The organism is Pseudomonas panipatensis (assembly GCF_900099785.1).
GTDB classification, from domain to species: Bacteria; Pseudomonadota; Gammaproteobacteria; order Pseudomonadales; family Pseudomonadaceae; genus Pseudomonas; species Pseudomonas panipatensis.
This window is the reverse complement of record NZ_FNDS01000006.1, coordinates 408,214-419,944: the sequence shown is the minus strand read 5'-3', so window position 1 is coordinate 419,944 and position 11,731 is coordinate 408,214. Positions and strand designations below refer to the sequence as shown.

Annotated in this window: 11 protein-coding genes; 10 read left to right on the top strand and 1 reads right to left on the bottom strand. The window is 66.8% G+C overall.

The window, feature by feature from the left end; translation table 11 throughout:
* On the top strand, positions 1–452 hold a 452-nt coding region (locus BLQ74_RS16490; RefSeq protein WP_170842816.1), incomplete at its 5' end, for a 2-oxo acid dehydrogenase subunit E2.
* Between the two features lie 67 nt (positions 453–519).
* Here BLQ74_RS16490 and BLQ74_RS16485 read toward each other — a convergent pair.
* Entirely contained in the window at positions 520–1,188 is a 669-nt protein-coding gene (locus BLQ74_RS16485; RefSeq protein WP_090264018.1) for a GNAT family N-acetyltransferase, read from the bottom strand.
* 859 nt (positions 1,189–2,047) lie between these two features.
* On the opposite strand from BLQ74_RS16485, the gene BLQ74_RS16480 reads away from it, so the two are divergent.
* From BLQ74_RS16480 to BLQ74_RS16440, 9 genes are all read left to right on the top strand, one after another.
* Positions 2,048–3,079: an NAD-dependent epimerase gene (locus BLQ74_RS16480; protein WP_090264017.1), complete on the top strand. Its 1,032-nt coding sequence runs from the start codon at positions 2,048–2,050 to the stop codon at positions 3,077–3,079.
* 62 nt (positions 3,080–3,141) lie between these two features.
* The gene (locus BLQ74_RS16475) at positions 3,142–3,900 is read left to right on the top strand and encodes a sugar transferase (protein ID WP_425287498.1); all 759 of its coding nucleotides are present in this window, start codon (positions 3,142–3,144) and stop codon (positions 3,898–3,900) included.
* A 1-nt stretch (position 3,901) separates the two neighbouring features.
* On the top strand, positions 3,902–4,546 hold the full coding sequence (locus BLQ74_RS16470; protein ID WP_090264013.1) for a CpsD/CapB family tyrosine-protein kinase: 645 nt from the start codon (positions 3,902–3,904) through the stop codon (positions 4,544–4,546).
* Positions 4,547–4,559: 13 nt separating this feature from the next.
* Positions 4,560–5,594 (top strand): polysaccharide biosynthesis/export family protein, encoded by a 1,035-nt coding sequence (locus BLQ74_RS16465; RefSeq protein ID WP_090264011.1) that lies wholly within the window; start codon positions 4,560–4,562, stop codon positions 5,592–5,594.
* Between the two features lie 13 nt (positions 5,595–5,607).
* Positions 5,608–7,200, top strand: coding sequence for a GumC family protein (locus tag BLQ74_RS16460; RefSeq protein ID WP_090264009.1), 1,593 nt, complete (start codon positions 5,608–5,610; stop codon positions 7,198–7,200).
* Positions 7,184–8,266, top strand: coding sequence for a glycosyltransferase family 4 protein (locus tag BLQ74_RS16455; RefSeq protein WP_425287502.1), 1,083 nt, complete (start codon positions 7,184–7,186; stop codon positions 8,264–8,266). Before BLQ74_RS16460 ends, BLQ74_RS16455 begins: the two co-directional genes overlap by 17 nt.
* On the top strand, positions 8,266–9,636 hold the full coding sequence (locus BLQ74_RS16450) for an O-antigen ligase family protein (RefSeq protein ID WP_090264007.1): 1,371 nt from the start codon (positions 8,266–8,268) through the stop codon (positions 9,634–9,636). Before BLQ74_RS16455 ends, BLQ74_RS16450 begins: the two co-directional genes overlap by 1 nt.
* Positions 9,633–10,601 carry a glycosyltransferase gene (locus tag BLQ74_RS16445; RefSeq protein ID WP_090264005.1) on the top strand — a complete coding sequence of 323 codons (969 nt, stop codon included), beginning with the start codon at positions 9,633–9,635 and terminating at the stop codon, positions 10,599–10,601. The genes BLQ74_RS16450 and BLQ74_RS16445 overlap by 4 nt, the downstream gene beginning before the upstream one ends.
* A complete protein-coding gene (locus BLQ74_RS16440; RefSeq protein ID WP_090264003.1) occupies positions 10,594–11,730 on the top strand; it encodes a glycosyltransferase family 2 protein in 1,137 nt (378 codons plus the stop codon). The genes BLQ74_RS16445 and BLQ74_RS16440 overlap by 8 nt, the downstream gene beginning before the upstream one ends.
* The last annotated feature ends 1 nt before the right edge of the window (position 11,731 follow it).

Below are 11,731 nucleotides of genomic sequence, written 5' to 3'. Positions count from 1 at the left end.
TGGCCCCCAGCGGCAAGGCGCTGATCCGCAAGAAGTACGTGCACATCGGCTTCGCCGTGGACACCCCGGACGGCCTGCTGGTGCCGGTGATCCGCGACGTCGAGCGCAAGAGCCTGCTGCAACTGGCCGCCGAAGCCGCCGAACTGGCGGAAAAGGCACGCACCAAGAAGCTCTCCGCCGACGCCATGCAGGGCGCCTGCTTCACCATCTCCAGCCTCGGCCACATCGGCGGCACCGGCTTCACGCCGATCGTCAATGCGCCGGAAGTGGCGATCCTCGGCGTGTCCAAGGCCAGCATGCAGCCGGTCTGGGACGGCAAGGCCTTCCAGCCGCGCCTGATGCTGCCGCTGTCGCTGTCCTACGACCACCGGGTGATCAACGGCGCCGCCGCCGCGCGCTTCACCAAGCGCCTCGGCGAACTGCTCGGCGATATCCGCACGCTGTTGCTCTGAGCCGGGCGGACACCCAAGAGGCGCCTGCCGGCGCCTCTTGCCGTTGCACGGTAACGGCCGGCGGGCCTTAGGCCCGGGCCGGCTTCAGTGCCAGGCCGAAGGGCCGGCAGCCGCCGCTGGCGAAGCTCAGGTAACGCCCGAACAGGCGCATCAGGTAGATCGAGCCGGTGTCCACATAGCCCAGGCGGTAACAGGACTTCAGCGAATCGAAGTTGGCCGACTCGACATAGGACACCAAGCCCTTGGCGCCCGCTTCGAGGTAGTGCTGCAAGGCCAGGTTCATGCCGATGGCGTGCAGGCGCTGGCCGCGGTAGTCGTGATGGGTGAAGCCCTTGTACATGTAGACGTAGCCGGCGGCGAAGTGCAGGTCCAGCACCTCCGGCTCGATGTGGGTCGGTTTGCGCGAATACCAGCCATAGGAGGCCAGGCGCTCGCCGTCGAAGATGCCGTAGCACTGGTCACCCTTGGCCAGGGCGGCATCGAGAAAGTCCTCGGGAAGTTCATTGCGCGGATCGCTGGCGTAGTGCCGCAGCATGGCCTCGCTGAGGAAGAGACCGCGGTAATGCGCCGGCAGTTCGAGGAAACGCGGATCGACTTTCTGCAAGGTCAGGCCACGCAGGATCTTGAACAGCAGCACGCTGTTGACCACCTTCAGCAGGGCCTGGTGCGCGGTATTGGCGAGCCCGTGCTGGCGAATCTTCAGCTGACTTTTCTGAATGAATTGCTGTACGGCCATGACCCTCTCCTTCGAGACAGTCGAGCGATTGCAAGGGGATGCGACAGTGCCATCAAACGGTTAGCAAAAGGCCAGCAAGGCCATCTGTTACAGAATGTTAGCAAAGAATTTTGCGCCGCAAGGGCGGGAGAAAGAGTCAATGCATTGGCCTTTCGGCTGAATACGCAGCCGCTACGTTAAGGATTTGACGCCGATAGCTGTGGGCCATCGGCCGAATGGGCGCGATCCAGACCCGAGCCAACCGCGCCAGGACCGGCATGGCTGTTTGTCGGAAAAGCTGACGGCGTTTTCCTTCGACAATGAGCAACGCCGTTCGCTACAGGCTAGGTGATGCGGGCCATATACGCCTGGCCTGGCGATGTGAGTGGCGCGCAAATATGAATTTTCATACGCCATCCGGACTACCGATCGTCAGTTTTTTTTACAGATTTCTCCTACCCAGACAGAAATCTGTATCTGCTGCTTTACTTCGTCTGCATGGCTTAACACCTTGAATCAGCAGGGCATATTCCCAGCAGGTGTAAGTCACTCGTTGCGAAGAAGTCTCAGCACCAAAATAGTGCGCCAATATATCGACAGCCAAGGCGGAACAAGTCAAAAAAACAGCATATATACTGTCGTCAGGCCATCAGTTAGCCCATGGCCCAAACGAACCGAGCCACCGCATGGAGAGCGCTACAGTGGATGTCAGCGTTGTCGGAAAGCAGTATCCGGGCCGGAATCAGGCCCGCGCAGCGGTCAACCCGTCGGCTGCAGGCAGGCCCGGCGCATTCGCCGGTTCCGCTCGTGGCGACCTCGGGACCGTCCTTTGCGGCTTGCTCCCTAGCCAGTCTGTTGTCAGCCGGGGTGCCATCTTTCCATGAAGATTCTCGTCACCGGCGCGGCCGGCTTCATCGGCGCCCACACCACCCTGCGCCTGTTGCGTGACGGTCACGAGGTCGTCGGGCTGGACAACTTCAACAGCTACTACGACCCGCAGCTGAAGCTCGACCGGGTGCGCTGGATCGAGAGCCAGGGCTACCGCTTCCCCCTGCGGCGCCTCGACCTGTGCGACGCCACGGGCCTGCAACGACTGTTCGCCGCGGTCCGCCCGCAGGTGGTGATCCATCTCGCCGCCCAGGCCGGCGTGCGTTACTCGCTGGAGAACCCGCAGGCCTATCTGCAAAGCAACCTGGCCGGCTTCCTCAACGTCCTCGAAGCCTGCCGTCGGCAGCCGCCGGAACACCTGGTCTACGCCTCGTCCAGTTCGGTGTACGGGGCCAACCAGCGGGTTCCCTATGGCGTGCGGGACAACACCGACCACCCGCTGTCGCTGTACGCGGCGAGCAAGAAAGCCAACGAGCTGATGGCCCACAGCTACAGCCATCTCTACGCCATTCCTTGCACCGGCCTGCGCTTCTTCACGGTCTACGGCCCCTGGGGACGCCCGGACATGTCGCCGGTGCTGTTCGCCCAGGCGATCTGCCGAGGCGAACCGCTCAAGCTGTTCAACCACGGCCAGCACCAGCGCGACTTCACCTACATCGACGACATCGTCGAGTCGCTGCTGCGCCTGCTCGACCAGCCGCCGCGCGGCAACCCGCAGTGGGACCGCCTGCAGCCCGACCCGGCCAGCAGCATGGCGCCCTGGCGGCTGTTCAACATCGGCGGCCAGCGCCCCGTGGCGCTCAAGGATTATGTGTCCCTGCTGGAGCGCCTGCTCGGGCGCAAGGCGCAGCTGGAGCTGCTGCCACTGCAACAGGGCGATGTACTCGACACCTGCGCCGACGCCAGCGATCTGGCGCAGGTCACCGGTTTCAGCCCCAGGGTGGAGCTGGCCGAAGGCATGCGCCGATTCATCGACTGGTACCAGTCGTACTACCAGCCGGAAATCGCCAGGGCCAGGGCCTGATTTCCCATTCATTCGACACCGGCATTCGGCGGCGCCGCCGCCAACGGAGCACTGGAATGGAGATGGAAAAGTCGTTTCCCTCGTCGGGCACGGGCGAGGAGGCAACCACCCAAGCGCGCAAGGAGCGCCGCGAAGGGGAACTGCGCCAGAAAATCGCCGAGGCCACGGCCAGGAATGACCGCGGCTGGATCAGCGGCCGCCCGGGCGGCCGCCCATGGACCCTGTCGCGCAGCAAACGCTGTACCTCGGCAACGCTCGCCCTGCTGATCCTGCTCTGCCTGGCCCCGCTGATGCTGCTGGTGGCCCTGGCGGTCAAGCTGAGCAGCCCGGGCCCGGTGTTCTTCGTGCAGCAACGCACCGGCATCTACGGCCGGCGCTTCGGCATGATCAAGTTCCGCACCATGGTGGTGGATGCCGAGAAACTGAAAGACTCCCTGCGCCACCTGAACAAGCACGGCCCCGCCTCGGTCGACTTCAAGATCGACCGCGACCCGCGCATCACCCCCATCGGCAGGCTGCTGCGGCGCAGCAGCCTGGACGAGCTGCCCAACCTGTTCAATGTGGTGCTCGGCCAGATGCGTCTGGTCGGCCCGCGCCCGACATCGTTCAACGCGCGCACCTACCGCGAGCACCACCTCAGCCGCCTCGGCGTCTACCCCGGCATCACCGGGCTGTGGCAGATCTCCGGGCGCAGCGACGTGGATTTCGACGGCCGTGTCCTCCTCGACATGGCCTATATCGCCGAGCAGAGCCCCTGGCTCGACCTGAAGATTCTGCTCAAGACCCCCCTGATAGTCATAACCGGCCACGGAGCGAGTTGAGATGGATGGTTCCTCTTCCCAAAGCCTGGCAGTCCAGCGCCCGAGTGAAAACAACCTGGCCGCGATCGTTCTCGATCAGGACCTCAAGATCATCTTGCTGACCGCCGCCAACAGCGGCAGCGGCACCACCACCAGCGCCCTGATGCTGGCCGGCGAACTGGCGCGCAGTTGCCGCGGCCAGGTGCTGCTGATCGATGCCAGCCTGTCCAAGGAGAACCTCACGCAGAACTTCGGCCTGGGCCAGGAGCATGGCTTCCTCGACCTGGTGCTGGCGGAGTCGCCACCGCCCCTCGAACGCTGCATCGAGGCCAGCGCCAACCTGCCCTTCCACTTCATGCCGCTGGGGCACTACTGGCAGCACAACGGCCGCCTCTCGCCACAGGCCGTCGAACAACTCTTCAGCAAGCTCCGCGAGCACTACCGCTTCGTGGTCATCGACGGCGAAGCCATCTACGCCAACGCCGACACCCTGGGCCTGGCCGCCCTGGTGGATGGCGTGGCGCTGGTGGTACGCGGCGAAGAGACCCGCTGGGAAGTGGCCCAGGCCGCGGTCCAGCGCCTCACCCAAGCCAATGCCCGGCTGATCGGCAGCGTGTTCAACGCGCGCCGCTACTACATGCCGAAGTGGGTCTACGACAATCTCTGAGCGAGGGTTGGCCATGCGCACCACATTGACCGTTTTCTCCTGCCTGCTGTTGGCGCTGGGCGGTTGCTCGACGCCGGACCCGCACAACCAGACCACCCCGGTGAACGTCCTCACCGCCTCGCCGGACAAGGCACAGCTGCGCGAGGTCATGCCGGTCAAGCAGGTCCTGCGTCCGCAGGATGTGCTCGACGTGATCTTCCGTCTCGACACCACCAGCAGCGGGCCCTACGCCATCCAGCCCGGCGACCAGCTGGAGCTGAACTTCTACAGCGCCAGCCAGCTCAGCGGCACCCGCCTGGTGATGCCCGACGGCACCGTCGACCTGCCCTACGTGGCGCCGCTGAAAGTCGCTGGCCTGAGTGTCGCCCAGGCCCAGCGGCTGATCGCCAGCCACTACGAGAAGGTGCTGAAGAACAGCGCCAAGGACGTGTTCCTTTCGGTCTCCAAACCCCTCGCACAGACCGACAACCTGCGTAACACCCTGATCCATCCGGTGACCGGCCTGAGCCGCGAGATCACCGTCGGCTCCGACGGCCGCGCCAGCTTCCCGCTGCTCGGCTCGATGTCGCTGCAGGGGATGACGGTCGATGAGCTGCAGAACAGCCTCAACGCGCGCTACGCGAAAGAGGCGAACAAGGTGCGTTCGATGGTGCAGGTCGACGTCATGCTCAAGAGCACCGCCGCCAACGAAGTGTTCGTCCTCGGCGAAGTGGGCCAGCCGGGCGCCTACCCGATCCGCCGGCCGGTCTCGGTGCTCGAAGCGCTGGCCCTGGCTCACGGCAGCACCGGCAGCGCGCGCCTCGACTCGGTGGTGGTCATGCACCGCCGCGGCGACAACGTCGAAGCGAAGGTCTACGACGTGAAGAAAGCCGCCCAGGGCGATGCCCTGCAATTCGCCTACCTGCAACCGGACGACCTGCTCTACGTGCCCAAGTCGAAGCTGGTCGAGGCGGGCCAACTGAGTCGGCAACTGGCCGATGTGATCCTCTTCCAGGGGATCGGCTTCGGCTTCTCCTATCGCGTCGACAACAAGAACAACAACAACTGAACCGGAGCCCAGCATGAACAGAATGGAAAACTATCTGCATGAGTTCCTTCGGGTGTTCTTCTCCAACGGCCGGCTGATCAAACGGGTGTTCCTCGGCTTCGCCGTGATCACCCTGCTCATTCCGCTGGTGCTGAAACAGAACTTCGACGTCACCGCCGAAGTCATCGTGCAGTCGAAGAAACTCTCGCAGAGCGACGCCAGCACCTCGCTGACGCCGGACTCGGACAAGTTCATTCCGCCGTCGCTGGCGGACATGGAAACCGAGAGCAACATCCTGCGCTCGCCGACCCTGGTCCGCGGAACCATCGACGAGCTGCGCAAGAGCGGCGAGTTCAAGCCGTCCTCCGGGCTGATCAGCACCCTACTGCTGAATCCGCTCAAGCGCTTCCTGGTCGATCCGCTGCGCAGCCACGTGATCAACCCGCTGCGCAGCGCGGTCGGCCTGGAGGTCGATCCGCTGCGCGATACCTCGCTGGATGCCTACACGGAACAGGCGCTCAAGGCGCTGAAGGTGGAAACCCTGCCCGGCTCCAACGTGATCTCGGTGAACTACCGCTCCAGCGACCCGCAGCAAGGCACGCTGTTCGTCCAGCGCCTGCTGGCCAACTACCTGAAGAATCGCCAGGAGCTGCAATCCAACGACTTGCCGCAGGCCTTCTACGAGCAGAAGAAAGCGCAGTACCAGCAGCGCCTGGACAACCTGGAAAGCAATCGCCTGGCGCTGCTCGAAGCGGCCCATGCCTCCGATCCCAAGGAAGAGATCACCTTCCGCCTGAACGCCATCAACACCGAAGAGCAGGCGCTCAACCTGTACCATGACCGCGCCCTCGAAGCGCAACGCTGGCTCGACTACCTGAACCGCAACCTGGCGGCGGCCAAGAAAGCCGGGCTGACCGACTACAGCTTCCCCTTCAGCTTCGCCAACACCATCGACAACGTCGCCTACGAAGACCGCGAGGTCAAACAGCTCGGCGAACGCCTGAGCGACCTGGTCAGCCGCTACGGCAACACCTCCTCGGCCTTCCAGGCCGACAGCCAGCCGGTGCAACTGCAACGCGACGAAATCGCGCGCACCCGCCAGCAATTCCTCAAGGTGGTGTCCAACCGCATCAACGAACGCAACAACGACCTGGCGGTGATCAACGCGGTGATCCAGCAGAAGACCGCGCGCATCGACGACTACAAGGCGCGCGTGCGCCAACTGCAGGAAGTGGACAGCAAGCTGCGCCAGCTCGACACCGAGATCGACGCCCTGCACAAGGCCTTCTTCACCTACACCCAGCGCTACGAAGAAAGCCGCGGCCAGCGCCTGATCGACGGCGACCTGTCCAACGCGCGCGTCCTCAGCGAGCCCTACGAACCCACCGAAGCGGCCTTCCCGAAACCCGGCGTGGTCATCCCCCTGGGTCTGCTCACCGGCCTGCTGCTGGCCATCGCCCTGGGCTATGTGCGCGAGTTCTTCGACCACAGCTTCAAGCACCCGGCGCAGATCGCCCAGCACCTCAACCTGCCGGTGCTGATGGTGATCAATCTGACCGAGGAAAAGGAGGTCAACCCTTACAAGCGCTGGAGTTGGCCGTGGGTCTGGCATTGGGTCCGGCAGTGAGCGCACGGTCGTGAACGCGATCGTCCACCTGGTCCACAGCGGCGGCTTCTACGGTGCCGAGCGCATGCTGCTCGACCACTGCCGGGTGACGCCCGGGCAGCATCGGGTGGTCTTCCTCGATGCGCCGCCGGCGCTGCTGGCGCGCTTCGCCGAGGCCGGCGTGGAGTGCCGCAGTTGCAAGGGCCTGGGCGAGCTGCTGGACGACCTGCGCGCCCGCCCGGGGCTGCTCAACGCGCACAACTTCCGCGCCCAGCTGTATGCCTGGGCCTGTGCCAGTTGGCTCGACCTGCCGCTGGTGCTGACCCAGCATGGCTTCACCCCGCGCAGCCGCAAACAGCGCCTGTACACCCGCATCAGCCTGCTGCTGTGCCGCAGCGCGCGGGTGCGCAAGGTGGTCTGCGTGGCGCAGAGCATCGCCCGCCTGCACGAACAGGCCGGGGTCCGCGCACGCAAGTTGCTGGTGATTCCCAACGGCTTGCCGGACGAAAGCCTCGCGCCCCGCCGCGAGCGCCCGCAGGGCCCGCCCCTGCTCGGCTTCGTCGGCCGCCTGAGCGCCGAGAAAGGCCCGGACCTGTTCCTCGATGCAGTCATCCCGCTGTGCCGGCAACGTCCCGAACTGCGCGCCGTGCTGCTCGGCGACGGCCCGCAGCGCGACGCCCTGCAGGCGCGCATCGACGCCGCCGGGCTGGGCCAGCGTATCCAACTGCCCGGCTACCAGACCGACATGGACGCCTGGCTGCGGCGGCTGGCGGTGCTGGTGCTCAGCTCGCGCACCGAGGGCACACCGATGATCCTCCTCGAAGCCATGCGCGCCGCCACCCCGGTGGCGGCCTTCGCCGTCGGCGGCGTACCCGACATGCTCGAAGCGGAACGCTCCGCGCTGCTCGCCGCGCCGGGCGATACCGCCGCGCTGGGCGCGCAGGTCGCGCGCCTGCTGGACGACCCGCGGCTGGCTGAACGGCTGGCCAACGAAGGCCGTCACCGGCAACTGGACCACTACCACCTGCCGACCCTGGCGCGCAGTTGGAACCAGCTCTACCTGAGCGCGGCGGGAGGCCAGCCCTGATGATCCTGCCCGTCTCCGTCGGCGCCCTGCTCGCCCTCGCCTGCCTGCTCCTGCTGGTCAGCCCCTGGCCGTACCTCGCGCCCTTCGTGGTGTTCGGCCTGGTCGGCCTGGCGGCGCTCTACCGGCGTCCGGCCTGGGGCCTGCTCGGCCTGGTCCTGCTGGTGCCCTTCGAGGGCCTGTTCAAGGACACCGAACTGTCCGGCGCCAAGCTGCTCGGCGCCTCGCTGATCTTGGTGCTGGTGCTGCAACTGCTGCTCCGGCAGATTCCCGAAACGCGCTTGCGCAGCAACCTCTGGCGGCCGCTGCTGCCGTTCCTCCTCGGGGTGCTGCTGAGCCTGCTGTTCAGCGAAAACCTGGAGGTCTCGCTGGACAACCTGCGCGAACTGGCGATCGGCATGAGCCTGTTCGGCATCACCCTGCTGGTCGGCCGCGAGGTCAACCCGCTGATGCTCTGCCGCCTGCTCTCCCTGGGCGTGGCGACCACCTCCCTGATCGCCCTGTTCTCCACCCGCTACCAGGTCGGCGGGCGGGCCATCGGCCTGCTCCAGGACGCCAACTATTTCGCCCTGCTGATCGCCGTGGCGGTGCCGCCGACGGCCCTGCTCGCCCTGCGCAGCCGGCACCTCGCCGGCCGCCTGTTCTGGCTGGCGGTGATCGTCGTGCTGCTCGCCGGGATGACCAAGACCGACTCGCGCTCGGGCCTGCTGGTGCTGCTCCTGGCCTGCGCCATCGGCGCCTGGCACCACCGCGAGCGCCTGCGCCTGATCCGCCCGCGGCACCTGGGCTTCGTCATGCTCGGGATGGCCATCCTGCTGCCCCTGGGCATCGCCTCGCTGCCGGCCGCCTACGTCGAGCGCGTCAAGTTGCTCAGTGCGCTGAGTTCCGGCGCCAGCGCCCACCAGGACCCGTCCCTCGGCCGGCGCGCCTCCTACGTGGTGGTCGGCACGCGGATGATCGCTGACAACCCGCTGCTCGGCTCCGGGCCCGGCACCTTCCCCCTGCACTACGCGCAGACCGGCTACGCCAAGGCCTTCAACGAAGGCTTCAGCCAGCCGGACCTGTTCCGCCGCGCGCACAACACCTACCTGGAGCTGCTCAGCGAACTCGGCGTGCCCAGCGGCCTGCTGTTCATCGCCCTGATCGTCATGGGCCTGCACAACTTCAGCCGCGCGCGCCAGGCCTGGCTGGCCGACGGCGACCAGGCGCGCGCCGACCTGGCGACCCATCTCGGCCTGTGCCTGTTGTGCATGGCCCTGTTCCTGCTGTTCCTCAGCGTGCCCAACCACAAATACCTCTGGATGTTCCTCGCGCTGTCCAGTGTCCTGCGTCTGCAGGCGGAAGGACACGAACTGCCCTGGAAGGCTGCATGAAGCGAATCAGTATCGTCGTGCCCATGTACAACGAGGCGCGACATATCGGCCGTACCCTCGACAGCGCCCTGCGCGCGGCGCGCCTGGCCGAGCTGGAGTGCGAGCTGCTGGTGGTCGACAACGGCTCCAGCGACGACGGCCCGCGCCTGGCCCGCGAGCGCGGCGCCCGCGTGCTGGTACACCCCGGCCTGGCCATCGGCGCCCTGCGCAATCGCGGCGCGCAGGCCGCCAGCGGCGACTGTCTGGCCTTCCTCGATGCCGATATCGAAGTGCCGGCGGACTGGCTGTGCATCTGGCGGCAGACCCGCGAGAGCGACCGCGCCGATATCCTCGCGCTGGACTGCGACACCCCGGCCGAGGCCCCCTGGTTCGCCCGCGCCTGGCAGCGCCGCAGTCTCTCCGGACGGCGCCGCGCGGCGCTGCTGCGCGAGTGGCTGCCGACCCCCAACCTGTGCCTGGAACGGCACTGGTTCGAGCAGGTTGGCGGTTTCGACGAAGTGCTGCGCAGCGGCGAGGACAAGGATTTCGGCCTGCGCCTGGGCGGCGCCGGCGCGCGCCAGTTGAGCCTGGCGCAGCCGCTGGCCTGGCACTGGGGCTACGAAGGCAACTGGCGCGAATGGCTGGGCAAGGAACTCTGGCGCCAGGGCAGCCACCTGCAACTGTTGCGCAGCCTCGGCCCCAGCCTGCGCCTGCTGCGTTTCCCGCTGCTCTGCCTGGGCGTCCTGCTGCTCAGCCTGGCGGCCGTGCTCAACCTGCTCGGCGGGCACTGCGCGCTAGCCGCCGGCCTGTTGCTGCCGGGCCTGCTCGGCGCCCTGCTGCTGGCCGCCCGCCAGGCCTGGAAGCGGCGCGACGGCGGCCTGCTGCTGCAACTCTGGCCGCTACACTGGATTCGCCTGCACCTGGGCGGTGCGGCGCTCATTCTCAGCCTGCTCAAGCGCAACGCACGGAGGCCCGCCCGTGGCTGAAATCCTCTTCTGGTCCTGTCTGCTGCTGCCCGCCTATGCCTACCTCGGCTACCCGCTGGGGCTGGCCCTGCTCGCCCTGTTCAGCCCGCGCCGGCCGCTGCCGCCGGGGGCGCCGCTGTCGGTCAGCGTGATCATCGCAGCGCACAACGAGGCGCCACACATCGCGCAGAAGCTCGCCACCCTGCTGGCGCAGGACTACCCGGCGCCGGCGCTGGAGATCATCCTCGCCAGCGACGGTTCCGACGACGCCACCGTGGCCATCGCCCGGTCGCTCGGCGATCCGCGCGTGCAGGTGCTCGATCTGCCGCGCGTGGGCAAGGTCGAGGCATTGAACCGCGCGGTGGCGCTGGCCCGCCAACAGGTACTGGTGTTCACCGACGCCGACAACCAGTGGGCCAGCGACACCCTCGGCAAACTCCTCGCGCCGCTGGCCGATCCGCAGGTCGGCGCCTGCGGCGGCAACATGATCATTCCCCGTCGCGGCCACGCCCTGAGCCTGGGCGACAAGCTCTACCGCCACTACGAAGGCTGGCTGCGCCGCGCGGAGAACCGCACCGGCTGCATGGTCTCCGCCGACGGCGCGCTGCTGGCGCTGCGCCGCGAGCTGTTCCAGAGCATTCCGCCGGAGGTCAACGACGACTTCTTCATCAGCACCTGCGCCCCGCTGGCCGGGCGCCGCATCGTCTATGTGGAACAGGCACAGGTGCTCGACCAGGGCGTCGACGAGGCCGGCAAGCAGTTCCGCCGCCGCCTGCGCGTCACCGTCGGCGGCCTGCAAAGCCTGGCGACGCGCCGCGAACTGCTGAATCCGCTGCGCCATGGCTGGTACGCCATCGCCCTGATCAGCCACAAGCTGATCCGCCGCCTGGCCCCGGTGCTGCTCCTGCCCTTGCTGCTGAGCAACCTGTTCCTCTGGGACGCCGGCGTCTTCTACCGCCTGGCGTTGCTCGGCCAACTGCTCGGCTACGCCATCGGCATCGCCGGCCTGCTCGACCGCCAGGGCCGCCTGCCCAAGCCGTTCCACCTGGCCGGCTTCCTGCTGGTCACGCTCGCCGGCATGGCCGTCGGCCTCTGGCAATTCCTCCGCGGGCAGCGCTACGGCCTGTGGAATCCGCAGCAGAATCGGTGAG